This is a genomic window from Clostridium gallinarum (assembly GCF_014836325.1).
Lineage (GTDB): Bacteria > Bacillota > Clostridia > Clostridiales > Clostridiaceae > Clostridium > Clostridium gallinarum.
On the sequence record NZ_JACSQZ010000005.1, the window covers coordinates 74,356 to 95,744 of the forward strand.

Here is a 21,389-nt window from a genome sequence, read left to right on the forward strand (position 1 = left end):
AGAGGTATAAGCTATTAAAATATAAAAACTAAATAATATAAAGTTTAGAAAGGAGAAAGTAATGAAAAAGACAAAAATGATCATTTTAATTACAATTTTTATTTTATTAGCAGCCTCAATAGTGTATATAAATAAGGATAAGTTTTCTTATAATAAAGATGTAGTAGGAGTAGAAACTACAACAAATTCAGATGTTGCATTTTCGGTTTTTGGAGATGTTCACGAGAATATAAATCATTTTCAAGCTGCAATAGATGATTTTTATAAAATAAATCCTAATATGGATGCATTAATTTTAAATGGAGATGTTGTTGATCAAGGAATAGATGAACAATATGATTCTGTACAGAAAACCTTAGAGAAAAATAAGGATTTATTGCCTAAAATAATTATAAAGAACATAGGAAATCATGAATTTTTTGACTATGATATTGAAAAAAATTCAAAGGAGCAAGTTCAAGGTTTCATTAATAAATACTTAGAGTTTTCAGGTGAAGAAAAAGTATATCATGATAAGTGGATAAAAGGCTATCATTTTATTTCATTAGGTTCTGAAGATGGTAATTCTGAAACTATTAATTCTATAACAGCATTTATATCAGAGGAACAACTAGAGTGGTTTAAAGAAAAGTTAGATGAAAAATATGAGAAAGGAAAACCTATTTTTGTATTTTTACATCAACAATTAGAATATCCAAATAGTAGATGGATTGGAGTGGAGCAGGAAGAAGAATTGAGAGAAATATTATCAAAGTACCCTGAGGTAATATTATTTTCTTCTCATACTCATAGAGATATATCAGATAATAGCATATCTCTAGATCAGCCATTTACCATAGTTAATACAGGCGCTGTTCATTATACTTTAGTAATCGATCCAAGTGAAGAAAATGGGCTAAGAAGAGAAGATGATTATATTAGTGGAATTTATGTTGAAGCAGAAGGTAATATTGTTAGAATTAAGGCTAGAGATGTAAAAGAAAAAGAATGGAAATATAGTGTGGAAGTATCAAAATAATTATTAGTGTATATGGGGGCATTATGGATATAGGGATTATAGGTTTTGGTGGTGTTGCAAAGTCTTTCATAAAGTTATTGATAGAAAAAGAAGAGAATCTTAAAAAAAGAGGTTTAAATTTAAAGATTAAATATATTATTAAGAGTGATGGTGGAATCTATAATAATGAAGGAATAAATCTTAAAGATATAGTAAAAGAAAATTATAATCTAAAGAATTTTAGTTTTAGAGAAGATATAAATATAAATACTATTATTAAAAATAAAGATATAGATACATTAGTAGAGCTTACAAATACAAATATAGAAACTGGAGAACCAGGGTTAACTCATATTAAATTAGCATTAGAAAATAAAATCAATGTAGTTACAGGAAATAAGGGGCCTATAGTATTACAATATAGATATTTAAAAAAACTAGCTGATAAAAACAATTTAAATTTAGGAATAGGATGTACAACTGGAGGGGCATTACCTTCTATAAATGTAGGAAGTTTTGATATAGCAGGAGCTGATATATTATCTATTGAAGGCGTATTAAATGGAACTAGCAATTTTATTTTATCTAAAATGTATGAAGAAGAAATAGAATATGATGATGCACTTAATGATGCCATTTGTTTAGGTATTGCTGAGGCTGATTATAGATTGGATATAGAAGGATTTGATACAGCAGTAAAAATATTGATTTTAACCAATGTACTAATGAATTCCAATTTAACATTAAAAGATATAGAAATAGAAGGAATAAATAATTTAAAAAAAGAAAATGTATTAGATGAAAAGTACAAAGGAAATAAAATTAAATTAATAGGTAAAGTATACAGAGAAAATAATAAAATAAAGGCTTATGTAAAGCCAGAAGTATTAAGATATAATCATCCATTGTATTTTGTAGATGATAAAAATAAAGGTGTATATTATAGAACTGATACACTTGGAGATATAAGTATAATAGGCGGAGCCTCAGGAAACATAAATGCAGCAGCAGCTATATTAAGAGATTTAATTAATATGACTTAGTGTAGGGAGGTAGTATGAATAAGGAATATAAAAAGATTTTAAGAAATAAAATATTATCAAGAAGAGATTCATTGAATATTAAAGAAAAAGAGAGTATTGATAATAGTATATTTAATAAGTTAATAAGTACAGATTTATATAAAAAGTCAAAAAGTATATTTATTTATCTAAGTTTTGATACTGAAATAGACACTAAGAAAATTATTAATAGGGCATTGCAAGATAAAAAGGAAGTATATATACCGAAAATATACAAGAAAGATAAATCTATGAAGGCTATAAGGTTAAATTCTTTTGAAGATTTAAATAAAAATTCAATGGGAATATTAGAGCCTATTGATGATAGTGACTATATAAATAAAGAAGAAATAGATTTAATTATAGTTCCAGGAGTAGTTTTTGATTTAAATGGAAATAGAATAGGTTATGGAGGAGGGTACTACGACAGATATTTAGAAGATATAAAAAAAGTAAGTAATAAAGTAGCACTAGCTTATGATTTACAAATTGTTGATTTTATAGACCCTGAAGCACATGATATTAGTGTTGACTATATAATAACTAATACAAAAGTTAGAAAAAATTTAAAATAGAACTTTAAAATACTATATTAGAAGTTTTATAAAGCTATTATTTTACATATATAAGTAAGGTAATAGCTTTTTTTATTATTTAGGAAATTATATCTATAGACAAATGGTAGATAATTTTATAAGAGTAGTAAAATTCGTAGTGTGAGAATTAGCGGCTTAATAATTTTCTTCCTTCAGTTTGCAAAGAGATAAACATTGTATGACGGTGACTTGGAGCGCATGCGACGGAACAAGGAATATAATGTTTATCTCTTTTTTTGTATAATAAGGACAAAATATTTATTTATATAAAGACATTTAAGAAATATAAATCGTGGAAAAATAATGAATACTTGAAAAATATATCTAAAAGTTGTAAAATAAATAAATTAATAACTACTAATAATGAATAAAAATTAGAATTAATTAATATAGGAAAATAGATAATATTCTATTTATAAAGGAGGTAAAATACAATGAATATTTTAATAGGAATTATGATACCATTCTTAGGCACATCTTTAGGTGCAGCTGGTGTTTATGCAATGAAGAAAGAATTAAATAAAAAAATTAATAAAACACTTTTAGGATTTGCGTCGGGAGTTATGATAGCAGCATCAGTATGGTCATTAATTATTCCTTCTATCGATATGTCTCATGAAATGGGTAAGTTATCATTTATTCCAGCAGCAGTTGGAATACTTGTTGGGATTATGTTTTTATATTCGTTAGATAAAATTATTCCACATATGCACATTGACAGTAAACATGAAGAAGGAACAAAGAAATATAAATTAAGCAAAACTACAAAACTTGTATTATCAGTAGTGATTCATAATATTCCAGAGGGAATGGCTATAGGAATTGTCTTTGCATCAGTTATGAATGAGGGGAATGCAATAACATTTGCATCAGCTCTTGCTCTTTCTATAGGAATAGCAATTCAGAACTTTCCAGAAGGTGCAATAATATCAATGCCGCTTAAAAGTGAGGGATTAAGTAAGAATAAAGCTTTTATTTATGGGGTTTTATCAGGAATAGTAGAACCTATAGCAGCAGTAATTACAATAATGTTTTCTAAAATTATTACACCAACAATGCCATATCTTCTTGCATTTGCAGCAGGAGCTATGATTTTTGTTGTAGTAGAAGAATTAATACCAGAGGCAGCAGAAGATAATTTCTCTGATATTAGTGCAATAGCATTTGCAATAGGCTTTGTAATTATGATGATATTAGATGTAGCATTATCATAATCTAAGAAATGGACAAGGATGCTATATTTAATTGCAAAGAAACTCTTTATAAAATATAATATAGAATGATAATTAGAACTTAAGAAACTAATTTGCATTAAAATAAGGAGTGTATTTATGTTTAATAAAGAAGAACTTCAAATTATTAATGAAGCTATTAAGATGTATGAAGAAAAAACTACAAAACTTTTGGAAGCTAATACTAATAATAAGGATAAAATGGTTGCTTATAATAGAAAGCAAAAGAAAGTTTGGTTACTTCAAAATAAGATATCTAAACTTCTGAAAGAAGATTAGACATGTAAAATTTATAATGAATAATGTAGAACTTAGATTGAAACTCGCTTAGGCGAGTTTCTTTAATTTTTTTATAAGTTAATTATATAAAGTTAATATTGTAAAAGTTTTAATTTTATTCTAAATATAGTATAATTATACTTGTCAGCAAAATTTGGTGTATTATTTATAGAAAAAGGGAGTTGATTTTATGTCTAATTTGTATAAGAAAGAATTAGATATAATAAATAATATATATGGAGCAATATTATATTGTAAATATGATGAGTTTTCTACAATACTTTATGCTAATCAATACTTTTATGATTTAATAGGGTATACAAAAGAAGAAATAGAAACAAAGTTTAATAATCGTTTTGCAGACTTGGTAATTGATGATGTATCAGAAATTCTTATTAAAATAGAAGATAAAATATCTAAAGGGGAAAACTTAGATTATGAATATAGGCTAAGAAGAAAAGACAATAGCATAATATGGGTACATGATACTGCTGTTTATAATAAAGAAGATAATGCTTTTTATGTAACTCTTATGGATATAACCTATATGAAAAGTGTAGAGTATCAAAAGAAAAGATTTAATAATTATTTAAATAATATTACGAATAAAATAATAATAACAGATATTGATGGAAAAATTGAATATAAAAATAATGAGGCAAAAAATAATTACTTCTATCCTGAAATTGGTGGAAATATAAATGAGTATATTTTTAGTAATATAATTGGTTATTATGAAGATGATTTATGGGAAAAAGTTAAAAGTGGTAGCAAGGTTGAATATGAAACTAGAGTTAAGATTGATAATAAATTTGTAAGTCATAATAAAAATCAACTTATTCCTATAAAAGATGAATTAGGTGAAGTTCTTAATATTATGCAAATAAGTGAAAATATAATGAACAAGGGTGATACATTAACTCAATTTCCAACTAGATATTTGTTTGAAGAGTATTATGAAAAAGTAAAGCTTCATATAGAAGATAATTTACATATATATATGGTGTTATTGGATATAGATAATTTTAAAAAGATAAATGATGCTTATGGACATATAATAGGTGATAAGGTAATATTAGAAACTGCAACTAAAATATCTGATATTATATATAAAAGGGATTATGTGTGTAGATATGGAGGGGATGAGTTTATTTTATTATTAATAGATGAAAATGATGAGAATATTATTGATAGATTAATTAAAATAAGTGAATATCCAGCAATCAGTAAAGAGTTAGCCGAAATAGATGTAACTTATAGCATTGGAGTAGCTAAATTGGAAAATATGGAAATAAATTATTTTAACTTATTGGATTTAGCAGATAAAGCTTTATATAATGTAAAAAGAAATGGAAGAAATAATATATGCTTTGCTAGTGATTTTAAATTAGTAAAATAATATTTATAATATAAGTTGTATTATTTAAAATATAAAAATAAAGAAAACTCAGCCTAAACTGAGTTTTCTTTATTTTATGAAGTGTGAAATATAATATTGCTTGTTCGTCTCAAGTTCCAAGTAACCGCAATATTATATTCACACTTTTTTAGTTTTCTTTATTAGCTATTTCTAATATTAATCTGTTCTTTAATTCAGAAACTGGAATTGCACCTTCTTCTCCGTTCTTTCTGCTTCTTACAGAAATTGCATTGCTTTCAGCTTCTTTTTCACCAACAACTAGGATATAAGGTATTCTTTCAAGTCTTGCTTCTCTGATTTTATAACCAATCTTTTCAGCTCTGTAGTCTCCAGAAATTCTTATTCCTGCATTTTTAAATTCTTTAACTATTGATTCAGCATAGTCATTGTACTTATCAGAGATAGGTAAAACTATTGCTTGAGTTGGAGATAACCAAGTTGGGAATGCACCAGCATATTTTTCAATAAGCATAGCTAAAGTTCTTTCATAACATCCAATTGAAGATCTGTGGATTATAAATGGACGTTTCTTATTTCCGTCTTTGTCTATATAAGTCATATCAAATCTTTCTGCAAGAGCAAAGTCAATTTGGATAGTTATTATTGTATCTTCTTTTCCATGAACATTCTTGAATTGGATATCAAGTTTTGGTCCGTAGAATGCTGCTTCACCTTCAGCTTCAACATAATCAATTTCAAGGTGATCTAAGATACCTTTCATTAATACTTGAGTTTCTTCCCAAGCTTCTGGATTATTTATATATTTTTCAGTATTGTTTGGATCCCATTTAGAGAATCTATATGAAATATCTCCATCAATACCTAAAGTAGACATAATATATTTTATTAATTCAAGAGAACCTTTAAATTCTTCTTCAATTTGGTCAGGTCTACAAATTATATGACCTTCAGCTAAAGTGAATTGTCTAACTCTTATTAATCCATGCATTTCACCTGATGCTTCATTTCTAAATAAAGTAGAAGTTTCACCATATCTTATTGGAAGTTCTCTATAGCTGTGTTGATCAGCATTGTACACAGTAAATTGGAATGGACAAGTCATAGGTCTTAAAGCCATAACTTCTGAATCTTTTTCTTCATCTCCTAAAACGAACATACCATCTTTATAGTGATCCCAGTGTCCTGAAACTTTATATAAATCATTTTTAGCCATAAATGGAGTTTTAGTTAAAACATAACCTCTTTTTTCTTCTTCATCTTCAATCCATCTTTGAAGCAGTTGAAGTATTTTAGCTCCTTTTGGCATTAATAGAGGTAGACCTTGACCTATTCTTTCATCAGTAGTGAATAGTTTAAGTTCTCTTCCTAATCTGTTATGATCTCTCTTTTTAGCTTCTTCTAAAGCTTCTAAATGAGCATCTAAGTCTGCTTTCTTTAAGAATGCAGTTCCATATATTCTTGAAAGCATCTTATTCTTTTCGTCACCTTTCCAGTAAGCCCCAGCGCTTCTAAGAAGTTTAATAGCTTTAACTGGTTTTAAAGACATTAAGTGAGGACCAGCACATAAATCTACAAAGTCACCCATTTTATAGAATGATATAACTTCATCTTCTCCTAAGTCATTTATTAATTCAACTTTATATGATTCGTTAGCATCTTCCATAAGTTTTATAGCTTCAGCTCTTGGTAACTCAAATCTTTCAATAGAAGGATTTTCTTTTATTATTTTTCTCATTTCATCTTCAATTTTTACTAAATCATCAGCACTAAAAGCATTTTCTACATCAAAGTCATAGTAGAAACCATCATTTATAGCAGGTCCTATAGCTAATTTAGTGTTTGGATATAATCTTTTTACTGCATATGCAAGAACGTGAGAGATGCTATGTCTTAATGCATCCTTACCTTCCTCAGAGTCAAAAGTACATATAGCAAGTTCGCTATCCTCATTAACTACATAACGTAAGTCAACAACCTTTCCATTAACTATTCCACAACAAGCATTTCTAGCTAGACCTTCACTAATTGATTTAGCTATGTCTAAAACAGAAACACCAGCATCGAATTCTTTTACTGATCCATCTTTTAAAGTGATTTTAATCATATTTAATACTCCCTTTCTTTGTAATGTAAAATTAAAAATTAAGAATGAAGAATTAAGGAAAAAATCCAATGGATTTTGAATACAAGGTGCTTAGCACCATTAAATTTAAGTTTTGCTGTGCAAAACATCATTAATTTTTCATTTTTAATTCTTCATTATTAATTTAAAGATTGCTTTGAAATCTTATAAAAAAAGCTCCCGTCCCAATCTATATAATTATAGAAGGGACGAGAGCATAAATTCTTAATTTCCCGCGGTTCCACCCTTAATTGCTTATAATAAGCCTCTTAAGATATCGTAACGTGATATTAAACGGACTGTATTAAAGTCACTCAGAGGTGGTTTTCAACTAGCTTCAAATAAGATAATTTCACCAAGTATATCTCTCTCTGGAATTGAAAATTAGTTTACTCTTCTCTTCAACGTTTTAAAATATTTGTAATTTATATTATAGTTAAGCAATTAATTTATGTCAACTTTTATTTAATAACTATAAAATTCTTTGATAAAACAAATATTTAAGGAAATAAATATAAAAATTTGAATATAAAAGAATATTTTAGCTAATATTAATATTATGATAAAGTCGTTCAAGTTGTATTTCTTGAAGCGTATTATAGGAGTATAGTTTACCGCCCATAAGGTTTTTAATTATTTCATTTTTTGAATAACCTTCTTTATAAAGCTTTAATTTTTTTAATAGCTTTTTTAATGAAGAATTAGTACATTCTAAAATGATAAGAAGTTCCTTAGCTGTATAGTAATCTTTAGGAAGAAGTTTAAATAGTTTTTTTTGCATTTCAAGCTTGTATTTAATATCCGTTTCTATACAGTTATGAGGTCCGTTTTTTCCTCTATGGTGGTAGTTACAAAGATATTTGTAATTTAACTTAATATCGTAGCCACCTTCGTGTTTATGAACTATATGATGTATATCCGCTGTTGATCCACAAATTTCGCAGTGGTACAAAGTCATGCCTCCTTTAATATATCTTTAAATATATTATATATTTTTTTTTACTAATAATCTAGATAATAAATATTTTGAATATTAGGATTTTAATAAAAATATTTAAAATTTAAAAATAAAAGTGTTTATCTTTACTCTATTTTCTGTAAAAATACTTGAAAATAGGGTAAAATATACTATATAATATTTATACATAGATAGTATATTTTATTACTGAAATGAAAGAAAGGTGATACAGTGAGACATGGTTATGATTCATTTGACTATTGGGAAGAATTAATTAATGAAAATAAAACTATAAGAGGACATATGTTTATGGATAGATTACCTGATAATAAAAGTATCTACATCCATAGTTTAATATTTTCTAAGAATAATGGTCTTAATAATATATGGTCTTACTTTCCTAATGAAAGAAGTATATTAGGATATATACAGTATTCATTTTTACAAGAAGCTTTTTATAAATGGATTTATGGTAAAGATAGAGTAATTGTAAGTGTTCCAAATGTACCTGTGGAAACAATAATTCATGATGGTGAAAAAAATAATAAAATAAGCAAAGATGAAGCAGAAAAGATGAAAAAACATTTGGATATGGTAAAAAGCTATTGGAATTTACCTAAAGATAAATTAATAAGAGAATTAAAAAGATTTTCAAGAGATTTTAATAGAACATGGTATGGTGACAATAAAGAGTTTTTATATTTAAAAATATTTGATAATCCAAAAGATTTAGGAGAGTTTGTTGTAAGTTCTAGCTATATTACTACAACAGAAGAAGACTTTATTGAAAGAACAGGAATTAATCTAAATGAGTGGAAAAATATCTGTGAAAAAGCTCACATAAATAAGAGAGATGGGGAGAAATTTAGAGATATTTTATTAAAATCACTTACAGAAATAATATAAGATTAAAATTAATTATTGACAGTGATAGTAATTGGAATATATAATATTACTGTCAATAAGCTATGCGGGTGTAGCTCAATGGTAGAGCCCTTGCCTTCCAAGCAAGTTACGTGAGTTCGATTCTCATCACCCGCTCCAAATATGCGTTATTAGCTCAGTTGGTAGAGCACCTGACTCTTAATCAGGGTGTCCCGGGTTCGATCCCCTGATGACGCACCAAACAAGAGGGATTAATTTTTAATCTCTCTTTTTTGTTTGCTATTTAGAAAATTATAAAAATGCTATTCAAAGGATAATATTTTTATTAAGAATCAAAGGAGAGACACATTTTGAATAACAAAGGTAATGGATTTGCTTTAATTCCTTTGGGAGTTTTTTTAGCAGTTTATTTAGGGAGCTCTGTGATAGCTAAAGATTTTTATGCTGTATCAGTGTTAGTACCTTTTTTAGCAGCAGCATTGACAGCTTTATTAATGAATAGAAAAGAAAAGTTTGAAAATAAAATAGAAATTTTTTGTAAAGGTGCAGGAAATACTAATATTTTATTGATGATTATCATATTTATATTAGCAGGAGCATTTGCTGAGGTTGCTAAGGATATGGGAGCTGTTGATTCAACTGTAAATTTAGGACTTTCTCTACTACCAAGTAGTCTTTTAGTTCCTGGAATTTTTATAATAGCTTGTTTTATAGCTGTATCAATAGGAACATCTATGGGAACTATAGTAGCACTTATACCAATAGCAGTTGGAATTGCATCTAAGATAGGTGTAGAGACAGCTTTATGTGTAGGAGCAGTAGTAAGTGGAGCAATGTTTGGGGACAACCTATCTATAATATCAGATACAACAATTGCAGCTACAAGAACTCAAGGTTGTGAAATGAAGGATAAATTTAAAATGAATTTTATTATAGTTTTACCAGCTGCTATAATTACAACATTAATATTTATGTTTTTAGCTAAAAGTAATTCTATAGTAGATTTAGGAGCATTAGATTTTAATTTATTCAAAATTTTACCGTACATAATAGTAATAGTAACAGCATTATTAGGCATAAATGTAATAATTGTTTTATTACTTGGAATTTTATCTTCCGGATTAATTGGATTTGCTTTAGGAAGCTTTAATGTATTAGGTTTCTTTAACTCTATTTCAAATGGAATAGGTGGGATGAGTGAACTTATAATAATTTCACTTCTTATCGCTGGAACAATAGAAATAATCAAATTTAACGGTGGAATAGATTTTATATTAAATAAAGGGATAAAGAACTTTAAAAGCAAAAGAGGAGCAGAATATGGAATTGCAACTTTAGTAAGTTTAGTAGACATATGTACTGCAAACAATACAGTTTCAATAGTTACAGTAGGACCAATTGCTAAAGATATTTCAGATAAATTTGAGCTAGAGCCAAAAAGAGTGGCAGGAATTTTAGATATGTTTGCATGCGTGTTCCAAGGAATTATTCCTTATGGAGCTCAATTAATATCAGCTGCAGGACTAGCTGCAATATCTCCATTTGCAATAATGAAATTTCTATTTTATCCATATCTAATGGGGATTTGTGCTATAATAGCAATATACATACATTGGAGAAATAAATAACGGCTGTTGTAAAATTAATATATATAAACCAAAAAAGATCTTGCTGTTTAAAGCAAGATCTTTTTTAAATTAAAAATTTAAAATTAAGAATTAAAAATTAATGATGAAATTCCAAAGGAATTTCTAAATTTACAATCTTTAAAACTAGGCTAGCCTAGTTTTTTCATTAATTTTTCACTTTTCATTCTTAATTTTTCATTTCAATAAGGCATATGCTTTGTGAAGAAATACCTTCTCCTGTTCCTGTAAAGCCTAGGCCTTCTTCTGTAGTTGCTTTTACGTTAACTTTTGTTATATCAATTTTTAAAGCTTTTGCAATATTTTCACGCATTTCTTTTATAAATGGAGACATTTTTGGTTTTTGAGCAATTATTGTAGAATCTATATTATTAATTGAATAGTTATGTTCAATTAATAATTTTCCTACTTCTTCAAGAAGCTTTATGCTGGAGATACCTTTGAACTTTGGATCAGTATCTGGAAAAAGTGTGCCTATATCTCCAAGAGCTGAAGCTCCAAGTAGAGAATCAATAATTGCATGAACTAAAACATCTGCATCTGAATGTCCAAGGAGACCTTTTTCATAGGGAATGTTAACTCCACCTATGATTAAATCTCTTTCTTCTACTAGACGATGTACATCATATCCTAAACCTATTCTCATTTTCATTCCTCCAAGACTAATTATAGGATATATTTTACTATACATAATAATTATTTCAAGGAATTATAATGAATTTTATAATTATAATACTTTTTTTAAATAATAAATATTTGAATTAGTAGGATGATGAGTTTTTTTATTAAATAATTTATTAAGAAAATCTTTAATATTTATTTTAATTTTGTATATAAAAAGTAAAGGTTTAGATTTTATTCTCTTTCGCTTAAAAATAAAATCAACATAAATAATTTTTCTATTCATAAGTTACTCCTAAATCATTAATGATTATAAATGTTTATGTTATAATATATGATGAATGATTATAAAAGTTTATTGGGAGATGAGAAGATTGGTAGAAAAGATTAGAAGAATAATAGGATTAATTTTAATTATTGTGGGAGTGGCTATAATAGTATCGATTATTTATAAAAAAGTAGAAACATCAAATAGACAAAAGGAACTTCAAAATATACTAGAAGAAGTTATTAATGAAGAGAAAAGTGAATTAACTGAAGAAGAGGAAGAAAAATTAATTAATGGATATAAACCTATTGCTTTAATAGAAATCCCAAGTATAAATTTATCTCAAGGATTAGTTGAAGGAATAAGTGATGATGTATTGCAATATTATTTAGGACATTTTGAGAATTCAGCAAAGCCGGGAGAAATAGGTAACTTTGCAGTAGCAGGACATAGAGTTTCGGATTACTCAGAGGCTTTTGTTAATTTATATAAGGTTGAAGTTGGAGATAAGGTAAGCGTTAAAGCTAATAAAAAAGAATATATATATGAGGTAACTGAGAGTTATATAGTATCACCTGATAGAGTTGATGTATTAGATGATACAAAGGATGCAACTATGACATTAATAACCTGTACTGTAGGGGCTAAGGAGAGAGTTATAGTAAAAGGAAAATTAATTGAAACTAAGGATTTGAAAACTGGAGGAGAGTAATAGATGAGTGGCTTTGAATATGATAAATATAAGTTTTCTATGAAAAAACCATCTAATCTAGAGTTGGATGATGTAATTGAAAATCGTAAAGAAGAAATAGAAAGATTAAATGATGATCTTTTAGAATATAAAATATTAATTAAAGATTTAGCATATGATGAAGTTTCTTATATGACTAGAAATAAAATATTAAATATAGCTTATTTTATAATAGAAGAAGTTGAATTATTTGATTATATTAATACTACAAAAAAGTTTCCTATAAATAGATTGTTAAAAAGAACTCCTATAGATAAAGAATTTTATATACAGTGGAAAGAATATATAATAGCATACGTAGTTATTTTATCAAATCCTAATTATAAGTATTTACAAGAATATATACAAATAGAAGAATCTATAAATATTTTAGGTGCTGAAGAAATGATGCAAAATAATAAGGAAGAAGAATATAGGGGAATTATACTTTCTAAAGGATTAAGCTCTGCCATAATATTAACCTCAAAGGGAGAGTTTATAAAAGTTAAAGCTGGGAAAAATAATAAAATAGGAGAAGACTTTATTGGTAAGGAAGGCTTTAAACTAAGAAAATATAAACTACAAATATCTATATTTTTAAGCATTTTAGTAGTTATTTTTTCTATAGGTTTACTTCAATATAAATTAATAGATAAAACTGTAGTTATAGAAACAACCTCATCAATAACTTTAGAAGTAAATAAGTTTAGTAAAATAATAGATGCCTATACACAAACTGAAAAAGGTAATATAATGTTAGATAAACTTAATGTAGTTAATTCTGATATCGATACATCAATGAGAGAAATTTTAAATTATGCTATTGATAATGAAATGATACCTGATACAGGTGTGCTTATAACTATAACGGGGAAAGCTCTAAAAGATAAGGAATTAAATTTAACAGAGAAGTTTATTGAAGAAAAAGAATTGAAAGTAAAACTAAACAATTCAGGAGATGAGCATAAAATAAATCCTTAAAACTAAAAGGTGGTAACATGAATCAAAATAATAAATACGTAATAGTACATAAAGACAGAGGAACAGAGATAAGGTTAAACAAATTTATAAGTGAAACAGGGTTTTGTTCAAGAAGAGAAGCGGATAAGCTTATAGAAAGTGGTAGAGTAACTGTAGATGGAGTAAAGGCAGTTATGGGAACCAAGGTTAAAGAAAATGCAAATGTAAAAGTTGATGGTAAGCCTATAAAAAAGGTAGAAGAATTAGTTTATATTGCATTAAACAAACCAGTAGGAATAACTTGTACAACTGAAAAAAAAGTTAGAGGAAATATAGTTGATTTTGTAAATCATGAGAAAAGAATATTTCCAATTGGAAGATTAGATAAGGATTCTCAAGGTTTAATATTATTAACTAACGATGGAGATATAGTTAATAAAATACTTAGAGCTGGAAATAATCACGAAAAAGAATATATAGTTACTGTTGATAAACCTATAAATAATAAGTTTATTAATGATATGGCAAGTGGAGTTAGAATTTTAGGAACTATAACTAAGAAGTGTGTAGTTAATAAAATAAATGAAAGAACATTTAGGATTATATTAACGCAAGGCATGAATAGACAAATAAGAAGAATGTGTGAAGCTTTGGGATATAATGTGACAAAATTAAATAGAATAAGAATAATGAATATAAAGTTAGGTAATTTGAAAATGGGAAGTTGGAGAAATCTAACGGACAATGAGTTGAAGCAATTAAATTCACTAATTCAAACCTCAGGAAAAACTAAAGAAGTTGATGAAGTTTAAGTTTACTTCCTTAAGTTTGGAAGTGTTAAAGTATCATAGTAAGGTGACTTAGAGCTGTAAGTCGGAACTGTATATGATATTTTAACACTTTTTTTATTTGTTAAGAAAAGTTATCCACAGGCTTTGAAGCTATATTATATAAGGGTTTATGGACGAAGCTAAAACATAAATATAAAAATAAATGAATAAAAATAAATTTTACGCACATAATCCACAGTAGCATGTGGATAAGTTGTGTAAACAATGTTGAAAGCAATGTTAATAATTATAAACAGATTGTAGATAATATAATAATGTAAAGATTTATAAAAGTATAAATTTTCAAAAATATTATATATAAGTAGGAGGATAGCATATGAAAAAAATAAAAAAAATCATTTTAATAGCTTTTTTGTCGATAAATATAATAACTAATTATCCACAGTCTATGTTAATAAATATTAACAAAATTAATGTCGAAAGTGTAAATATTGTGGATAAGATTATAAAAGAAAAAACAAGCTTCATAAATATTGATGTAGAAATACCTCAAATAGTAGGCTTAGTAAGTAGGAAAAAGGAAGAAGAAATAAATAATGAAATTCTAGAATGGACTAATTTGTGGATAAAAGATACAAAGGACACAAGTGAAAAATTAATGCCAACTATACCCTATGAATTACAAGCAAGGTATTTAGTAACAAATAATAAAGACATATTAAGCTTTTATACAGATTACTATCAGTTTAGTGGTGGAGCACATGGAATAACAACTAGAAATATGTATAACATAAATACGTACTCTGGAGATAAAGTATTATTGAAGGATTTATTTGAAGAAGGATATGATTATAAAACCTTTATAAATAATCAAATTTATAAAGAAATTAATAAACAGCCAGAAAATTATTTTCAAGGAAAAGAAGGATTTAATGGAATTAAAGATGATCAAGATTTTTATATAAAAAATGATAAGATAATAATACATTTTCCATATTACGAAATAGCTCCATACGTTACAGGTATGCCAGAATTCGAAATTGATTATAAAATAAATACGGATTTATTGAAAGGATAATAATATTTATATAAGGATAAATAAAAAATAAGAAACACTTATAGTAGATAAATATTAATAATAAGTGCGTCTTATTAAATTTAATTTTAGTAATTTGGAACAAATTACATCCTCAATTTTACATTTTTAATTATTAATTTTACATTAAAAAAAGGCACTGAGTGCCTTTTCTTTAAGCTACTTGACTGATTTTTTCTTTTTCTTCTTTAGTATTTTCTTTAGAAGGTCTATTTCTATTGTACATATCTCTTATAGCTTTAACAGCTTGTATTATTAAAGTAGGGATAAATGCAAATAAGTAAATATAACCTACTTGTGAAGTTGTTAATGGAGCAACTTCAAATAAGTTTTGTAGAACTGGTATTAATAAAACTGAGTTTAATAACACTAATCCTATACCAAAAGCCATCCAGCTATATTTGTTAGAGAATAATCCAATAGAGAATAGTGATTTATCATCTCTACAGTTAAATCCATGGAATAATCTTGATAAACAAAGTGTTGCAAATGCCATTGTTGAAGCTACATTGCTATCAGTTTTTAAACCTATATAGAAAGCAGCTAAAGTAAATATAGCAATAACTAAACCTTCAAGAGATATTTCATATACAAAATCCTTAGATAAGATAGAAGCATTTCTTGATCTAGGTTTTTCTTTTAATAAATCTTTTTTAGATTCTTCCATACCTATTGCTATAGCTGGTAAACTATCTGTTAAAAGATTTATAAATAATAAGTGTACTGCGTGGAATGGCATTGGTAGAGCCATTAATGAAGTATATAATACAGCTAAAATACCAGAAGCATTACCTGATAATAAGAACTTAATAGAATTTTTAATATTTCTGTAAATATTTCTTCCGTTAGCAACAGACTTAACTATAGTTGCAAAGTTATCATCTGTTAATATTACAGATGCAGCATCCTTTGATACTTCAGTTCCTGTAATACCCATTGCAATACCAATATCAGCTTGTTTTAATGCAGGAGCATCATTAACACCATCACCAGTCATAGCTACAATTTCATTATTTTCTTGGAAAGCTCTAACTATTCTTATTTTATGTTCTGGAGAAACTCTAGCATAAACTGAAATATGCTCTATGTTTTCTTTTAATTCTTCATCTGTCATTTTATCAAGTTCAATACCTTCGATAGCTCTATCTCCATCTTGTAAGATACCAATTTGTTTTGCAATTGCAGAAGCTGTGATTTTATGGTCTCCAGTAATCATAACAGGTTTAATACCAGCACTTATACAATCTCTAACAGCTGCAGCAGATTCTTCTCTTGGTGGATCTATCATAGAAATAAGACCGATAAATGTATAGTTATTTTCATCTTCAAGAGTTAAAGTGCTTACAGAAGGAACTTCCTTATAAGCAAAAGCTAAAACTCTTAAACCACTTTGTGATAATTGTTTATTAGCATTTATTATATTTTGTTTATCTTCATAAGTTATATCCCTAACCCCTGAAGAAGTTTTAATTTTTACAATTCTATCTAAAAGAACATCAAAGGCACCTTTAGTAAATAATAAGTATTTATCATCAAAATGATGAAGAGTGCTCATAAGCTTTCTATCAGAATCAAAAGGAATTTCTTCTAATCTAGCATAAGTTTTTCTTATCTCATGTTCATCTAATGATAATTTATGACCTAAGTTAACTAATGCAACTTCAGTTGGATCACCTATTTCAACACCATCTTTAGATGTTGAATCATTACATAATATTGAACTAGAAATTAAATAATTTGAAAGTTCATCTTTAACATCTAAAGCTTCACCATCAACTAACTTTCCATCTAAAAATACTTTTTTTACAGTCATTTTATTTTGAGTTAATGTTCCAGTTTTATCTGAACAAATAACTGAAACTGAACCTAAACCTTCAACAGCTCTAAGTTTCTTTACTATAGCATTTTCTTTAGCCATTTTTTGCGTACCAAGAGCTAGTACAATTGTTACTATTGAACTTAATGCTTCTGGAATAGCAGCAACAGCTAATGCAACAGCAAACATAAGAGAATCTAATAGAGTAGTTCCTCTATAAAGACTAAGAGCAAAAACTAATACACAAACAACTAAAATACCAAATGCAAGTTTTTTACTAAAATCATCCAAGCTAACTTGAAGAGGAGTTTGCTTTTCTTGAGTTTCTTCCATTAAATGAGCAATCTTACCAATCTCAGTATTCATACCAGTTCCAGTAACTATTACTAATGCTCTACCATAAGTAACAAGAGATCCTGAGAATACCATATTTTTTTGATCGCCTAAAGCTATTTCCTCTTTTTCAATAGTGTGTGCAAATTTATTAACACTTTCCGATTCACCAGTTAAAGAACTTTCATTAACTTGAAGTGAGAAATTTTCAATTATTCTACCATCAGCAGAAATCATATCTCCAGCTTCTAATATTAATATATCTCCAGGAACTATTTCTTTAGATGGGATTTCAACCTTTTTTCCATTTCTATAAACTTTAGCACTAGGAGCTGATAAAGCTTTTAAGCTATCTAGGGATTGTTCAGCTTTAAAGTGTTGTACTGTTCCTAAAATAGCATTAAGAATAATTACAGCAAAAATAACTAAAGTACTTTCTAAGTTTCCTGTTATTGCTGATATAATTGCAGCTGCAATTAAGATTAATACTAATAAGTCCTTAAATTGACTTAAGAATACTTGAAGAACAGTATCTTTCTTCTTTTCACTTAATTGATTTGGACCGAATTTTTCAAGGTTTTCACTTACTTGCTTGTCCGACAAACCAGATTTAGAGGTATTAAATTCTTTTAATACTTCCTCATAAGGTTTAGAAAAATAGTTTTTCATTAATGATTCCTCCAAACTTAATATAGAATTAAAACAAAAGAGTCTTTAGAGAGTGTTAAAGTATCATATCCAGGTTCCTCGCATAGGCTCCAAGTCACCTTGCTAGGATATTTTAACACTTCAAAACTGAAGGAAGGAAATTATAAAAATTTTATTCATAGTGTAATATTTTTATAATTTCCTAAAGAATAAAAAAAGAGACTCTTAATACAATTTTCATATTTATAAAAACTGTATTAAAAGTCTCGTAACCAAAATGGTATATAACACCAGACCTAAAGGCCGCGTATGTTGACGTTATATTTTTTACTACTCCCTCTTAATGGATATTTAATTTATATTGTTATTTTATGATTAATTGAAAAAAAAGTCAATATATAATATTTCTCTTTTTTAAGATTTCACAAAAAATAACAAGGCGCATAATATATATCATAGTATGTACATGGAGTTGAAAATTATTGATATACGGGCTAATACTAGCGGGAGGAAAAGGTACTAGACTTTATCCTTTATCAAGGTCAGCAAGACCAAAACAATTTTTAAAAGTAATTAACAACAAAAGCTTTCTTCAAAATACAGTAGATAGAGTGTCTCCATTAATTGATAAAGAAAATATTTATATAGTAACAAACAAGGAATATAAGGATAAAGTAAAAGTAGAACTAGAAAATATTAATTCAAATAATATTTTCACAGAGCCAATGAATAAAGAAACTGCTACATGTATTGGTTTATCAGCAGTAAAGTTATTGAAAAAAGATAATGATGCTATTATGGTAGTTTTACCTTCAGACCACCATATAGAAAATGAAAAATTGTATATTGAAACATTATCGCAAGCTGTAGAAATTGCTAATAGGAGAAGGGGGATAGTAACTTTAGGAATAACCCCTGCAAGATCAGAAACAGGATATGGTTATATTGAAATGGGACAAAGGCTCCAATCTGATATTCCTACTTATAAAGTAGCAAGATTTACAGAAAAGCCTAACTTAGAAGTAGCAAAAGACTTTCTTTTAAAGGGAAGCTATTTATGGAATTCTGGAATGTTTATATTCAGAGCAGATGTAATACTAAGAGAAATAGAAAAATATCTACCTAAGCTATATAAATCCTTAATGGAAATTTATAAGCATATAGGAGAAGAAGACGAAGAAGAAGTTATTAAGGAGCAATATTCCTTAATTGATGGAATATCTATAGACTTTGGTGTTATGCAAAAAACAAGAAAGGCCTATGTTATAAAGAGTGATTTTATTTGGGATGACATAGGAAGTTTTTCAGCTTTAAGTAGATATTTAGAAGAAGAAAAAAATAATAAAGTAAGTGATAATGTGTACCTTCAAGATAGTGAAAACTGTGCAGTTTTTGGAGAGAAAAATCTAGTTATAGGCTTTGGATTAAAGGACCTAATAGTTGTAGATGCTGGAGATGTTATTTTGATTATGGATAAGAATAAGGAACAAGAAATAAAGCATTTACTAAATGATATAATTGATGAAGGTAAATATAAAGATTTTATGTAAATAAAATTATCAGTGCTAATTGATGATTTGTAAAAATTAAGGTTATAATTTAAACATGAGTTTAAGTTATAACCTTAATTTAATTTAAAGTGTGGAGGGGTATATGTTTTTATTTAGTTTACATGATAATAAATTAGAAGAACTTAAGGAAGTACCATTTTTAAAAGAAGTGGAGTTACATAAGCTTTGCGAAGCTAATTTAGAAAGTTTATTTGGATTAGAATTTGTTAGAAGAGAGTTTTCTTTGAATAATTTTAGAATAGACACATTAGCTTTTGATAAGAGTACAAAATCATTTGTAATAATTGAGTATAAAAACACAAGAAACTTTAGTGTTATAGATCAGGGATATGCTTATTTATCTTTGTTAGTTAACAATAAAGCAGATTTTATTTTAGAATATAATGAAAATACTAATAAACCTTTAAAAAGAGAAGATATTGATTGGTCTCAATCTAGAGTTATATTTGTTTCTCCAGAGTTCAATAATTATCAAAAGGAGTCTATAAACTTTAAAGATTTACCTTTTGAATTATGGGAAGTTAAGAAGTTTAGTAATAATACAGTTAGTTTTAATCCGATAAAAGCATCTGAAAATACAGAATCTATAAAGACAATAGCCACAACAAGTGAAATTGTTAAATCAGTAAATAAAGAAGTTAAAGTTGTGACAGAAGAGGATCATTTTAATCAATCAACAGAGGAGTTTATAGATTTATATAATAAACTAAAAGAATATATACTAAGTTTAGATAGCAATATAAGAATTAGATGTACTAAAGCATATATTGGATTTACTTTAAACAATAGAAATATAGTTGATATTTTACCGGGAAAAAGAAGAGTAAAGGTTTGGCTAAACTGTAAATGGGGAAATTTAGATGATCCTAAGAATGTTTTTAGAGATGTATCAAAAATTGGACATTGGGGTAATGGTGACTATGAAACTTCGTTAACAAATGATGAAGATATAGAATATATATTTAGTTTAATGAAACAGGCGTATAAAATGAAAAAATAATTATTGTATAGAGGGGGATATCTGTGAAAGACTTTAATGTAATAACTGAATTTAAAAATGGTATTAATAGTAAAAGTATAGAAATGTATATATACAAGATGAAGGTTAGAGATTTTGAGAAAAGACATAATGAAAATTATGATGTAGTTAAAGAATTAATTACTTTAAATAATAATTCTACTATAGTATTTTATGAACAATATATTGCTTCTTTTAAAGAAATAGAAAAATGGGGAAGGGAACAATATATTAATGTAGAAAAAAGGCCAATTAAATTAGAAAGTAATGAAAAAAAGATACTAGAAAGATTATTATTAAAGGAAATAAAGGATAATATAGATAATAAGAAGTATAAAGCAGTTAGGGATTCAATTTATATTAATAAATCAGTATATAAT

At 26.9% G+C, this 21,389-nt stretch carries 19 protein-coding genes, 2 tRNA genes and 1 other annotated feature; of the genes, 17 read left to right on the forward strand and 4 right to left on the reverse strand.

From position 1 onward, the window contains the following. Positions 1-61 precede the first annotated feature (61 nt). From H9660_RS02285 to H9660_RS02310, 6 genes are all read left to right on the forward strand, one after another. Positions 62-1,018, forward strand: coding sequence for a metallophosphoesterase family protein (locus tag H9660_RS02285; RefSeq protein WP_191748148.1), 957 nt, complete (start codon positions 62-64; stop codon positions 1,016-1,018). Between the two features lie 23 nt (positions 1,019-1,041). Next, positions 1,042-2,040 carry a homoserine dehydrogenase gene (locus tag H9660_RS02290; RefSeq protein WP_191748150.1) on the forward strand — a complete coding sequence of 333 codons (999 nt, stop codon included), beginning with the start codon at positions 1,042-1,044 and terminating at the stop codon, positions 2,038-2,040. 14 nt (positions 2,041-2,054) lie between these two features. Next, positions 2,055-2,633, forward strand: a complete 579-nt coding sequence (locus H9660_RS02295) for a 5-formyltetrahydrofolate cyclo-ligase (RefSeq protein ID WP_191748152.1) — start codon at positions 2,055-2,057, stop codon at positions 2,631-2,633. Between the two features lie 455 nt (positions 2,634-3,088). Then, entirely contained in the window at positions 3,089-3,868 is a 780-nt protein-coding gene (locus tag H9660_RS02300) for a ZIP family metal transporter (RefSeq protein WP_191748154.1), read from the forward strand. A 117-nt stretch (positions 3,869-3,985) separates the two neighbouring features. Beyond that, positions 3,986-4,165 (forward strand): hypothetical protein, encoded by a 180-nt coding sequence (locus tag H9660_RS02305; RefSeq protein ID WP_191748156.1) that lies wholly within the window; start codon positions 3,986-3,988, stop codon positions 4,163-4,165. A 190-nt stretch (positions 4,166-4,355) separates the two neighbouring features. Beyond that, on the forward strand, positions 4,356-5,564 hold the full coding sequence (locus H9660_RS02310; RefSeq protein WP_191748159.1) for a GGDEF domain-containing protein: 1,209 nt from the start codon (positions 4,356-4,358) through the stop codon (positions 5,562-5,564). A 148-nt stretch (positions 5,565-5,712) separates the two neighbouring features. On the opposite strand, the gene thrS is transcribed toward H9660_RS02310, so the two are convergent. Beyond that, positions 5,713-7,650: a threonine--tRNA ligase gene (gene thrS / locus H9660_RS02315; protein ID WP_191748161.1), complete on the reverse strand. Its 1,938-nt coding sequence runs from the start codon at positions 7,648-7,650 to the stop codon at positions 5,713-5,715. A 220-nt stretch (positions 7,651-7,870) separates the two neighbouring features. Further along, positions 7,871-8,082 (reverse strand) — a binding site (T-box leader). A gap of 127 nt (positions 8,083-8,209) precedes the next feature. Further along, positions 8,210-8,620 carry an HNH endonuclease gene (locus H9660_RS02320; RefSeq protein ID WP_191748163.1) on the reverse strand — a complete coding sequence of 137 codons (411 nt, stop codon included), beginning with the start codon at positions 8,618-8,620 and terminating at the stop codon, positions 8,210-8,212. 237 nt (positions 8,621-8,857) lie between these two features. On the opposite strand from H9660_RS02320, the gene H9660_RS02325 reads away from it, so the two are divergent. The 4 genes from H9660_RS02325 to H9660_RS02340 all read left to right on the forward strand — a co-directional run bounded on the left by H9660_RS02325 (position 8,858) and on the right by H9660_RS02340 (position 11,139). Then, on the forward strand, positions 8,858-9,532 hold the full coding sequence (locus H9660_RS02325) for a hypothetical protein (protein WP_191748165.1): 675 nt from the start codon (positions 8,858-8,860) through the stop codon (positions 9,530-9,532). Between the two features lie 64 nt (positions 9,533-9,596). Then, positions 9,597-9,670: transfer RNA gene (locus H9660_RS02330), tRNA-Gly, on the forward strand. 5 nt (positions 9,671-9,675) lie between these two features. Next, positions 9,676-9,751, forward strand: a tRNA-Lys gene (locus tag H9660_RS02335). A gap of 110 nt (positions 9,752-9,861) precedes the next feature. Further along, positions 9,862-11,139, forward strand: coding sequence for a Na+/H+ antiporter NhaC family protein (locus H9660_RS02340; protein WP_191748167.1), 1,278 nt, complete (start codon positions 9,862-9,864; stop codon positions 11,137-11,139). A gap of 187 nt (positions 11,140-11,326) precedes the next feature. On the opposite strand, the gene ispF is transcribed toward H9660_RS02340, so the two are convergent. Further along, the gene (ispF, locus tag H9660_RS02345) at positions 11,327-11,803 is read right to left on the reverse strand and encodes a 2-C-methyl-D-erythritol 2,4-cyclodiphosphate synthase (RefSeq protein WP_191748169.1); all 477 of its coding nucleotides are present in this window, start codon (positions 11,801-11,803) and stop codon (positions 11,327-11,329) included. Between the two features lie 349 nt (positions 11,804-12,152). Here ispF and H9660_RS02350 point away from each other — a divergent pair, with 349 nt between their 5' ends. From H9660_RS02350 to H9660_RS02365, 4 genes are all read left to right on the forward strand, one after another. Continuing rightward, positions 12,153-12,758: a class D sortase gene (locus tag H9660_RS02350; RefSeq protein ID WP_191748172.1), complete on the forward strand. Its 606-nt coding sequence runs from the start codon at positions 12,153-12,155 to the stop codon at positions 12,756-12,758. Between the two features lie 3 nt (positions 12,759-12,761). Then, positions 12,762-13,757: an anti-sigma factor domain-containing protein gene (locus H9660_RS02355; RefSeq protein WP_191748174.1), complete on the forward strand. Its 996-nt coding sequence runs from the start codon at positions 12,762-12,764 to the stop codon at positions 13,755-13,757. A gap of 17 nt (positions 13,758-13,774) precedes the next feature. Next, positions 13,775-14,548, forward strand: coding sequence for a 23S rRNA pseudouridine(2604) synthase RluF (gene rluF, locus H9660_RS02360; protein ID WP_191748176.1), 774 nt, complete (start codon positions 13,775-13,777; stop codon positions 14,546-14,548). A 355-nt stretch (positions 14,549-14,903) separates the two neighbouring features. Continuing rightward, positions 14,904-15,605 carry a DUF3298 and DUF4163 domain-containing protein gene (locus H9660_RS02365; protein WP_191748178.1) on the forward strand — a complete coding sequence of 234 codons (702 nt, stop codon included), beginning with the start codon at positions 14,904-14,906 and terminating at the stop codon, positions 15,603-15,605. A 172-nt stretch (positions 15,606-15,777) separates the two neighbouring features. Here the strand turns inward: H9660_RS02365 and H9660_RS02370 are convergent, their stop codons facing one another. Further along, on the reverse strand, positions 15,778-18,441 hold the full coding sequence (locus H9660_RS02370) for a cation-translocating P-type ATPase (RefSeq protein ID WP_191748180.1): 2,664 nt from the start codon (positions 18,439-18,441) through the stop codon (positions 15,778-15,780). A 461-nt stretch (positions 18,442-18,902) separates the two neighbouring features. Here H9660_RS02370 and H9660_RS02375 point away from each other — a divergent pair, with 461 nt between their 5' ends. The 3 genes from H9660_RS02375 to H9660_RS02385 form a co-directional block, all read left to right on the forward strand. Beyond that, positions 18,903-19,970, forward strand: coding sequence for a mannose-1-phosphate guanylyltransferase (locus tag H9660_RS02375; protein ID WP_191748182.1), 1,068 nt, complete (start codon positions 18,903-18,905; stop codon positions 19,968-19,970). A 103-nt stretch (positions 19,971-20,073) separates the two neighbouring features. Then, entirely contained in the window at positions 20,074-20,991 is a 918-nt protein-coding gene (locus H9660_RS02380) for a DUF5655 domain-containing protein (protein WP_191748184.1), read from the forward strand. 23 nt (positions 20,992-21,014) lie between these two features. Next, a partial coding sequence (locus H9660_RS02385; RefSeq protein ID WP_207729390.1) for a hypothetical protein occupies positions 21,015-21,389 on the forward strand: 375 nt, incomplete at its 3' end.

Bases quoted from the DNA above. Each gene is read 5' to 3' on its own strand.
- H9660_RS02380 (WP_191748184.1), top strand. From the start codon at position 20,074: ATGTTTTTATTTAGTTTACATGATAATAAATTAGAAGAACTTAAGGAA.
- H9660_RS02290 (WP_191748150.1), top strand. From the start codon at position 1,042: ATGGATATAGGGATTATAGGTTTTGGTGGTGTTGCAAAGTCTTTCATA.
- H9660_RS02300 (WP_191748154.1), top strand. From the start codon at position 3,089: ATGAATATTTTAATAGGAATTATGATACCATTCTTAGGCACATCTTTA.
- H9660_RS02295 (WP_191748152.1), top strand. From the start codon at position 2,055: ATGAATAAGGAATATAAAAAGATTTTAAGAAATAAAATATTATCAAGA.
- H9660_RS02310 (WP_191748159.1), top strand. From the start codon at position 4,356: ATGTCTAATTTGTATAAGAAAGAATTAGATATAATAAATAATATATAT.
- thrS (WP_191748161.1), bottom strand. From the start codon at position 7,650: ATGATTAAAATCACTTTAAAAGATGGATCAGTAAAAGAATTCGATGCT.
- ispF (WP_191748169.1), bottom strand. From the start codon at position 11,803: ATGAGAATAGGTTTAGGATATGATGTACATCGTCTAGTAGAAGAAAGA.
- H9660_RS02365 (WP_191748178.1), top strand. From the start codon at position 14,904: ATGAAAAAAATAAAAAAAATCATTTTAATAGCTTTTTTGTCGATAAAT.
- H9660_RS02370 (WP_191748180.1), bottom strand. From the start codon at position 18,441: ATGAAAAACTATTTTTCTAAACCTTATGAGGAAGTATTAAAAGAATTT.
- H9660_RS02285 (WP_191748148.1), top strand. From the start codon at position 62: ATGAAAAAGACAAAAATGATCATTTTAATTACAATTTTTATTTTATTA.
- H9660_RS02355 (WP_191748174.1), top strand. From the start codon at position 12,762: ATGAGTGGCTTTGAATATGATAAATATAAGTTTTCTATGAAAAAACCA.
- H9660_RS02305 (WP_191748156.1), top strand. From the start codon at position 3,986: ATGTTTAATAAAGAAGAACTTCAAATTATTAATGAAGCTATTAAGATG.
- rluF (WP_191748176.1), top strand. From the start codon at position 13,775: ATGAATCAAAATAATAAATACGTAATAGTACATAAAGACAGAGGAACA.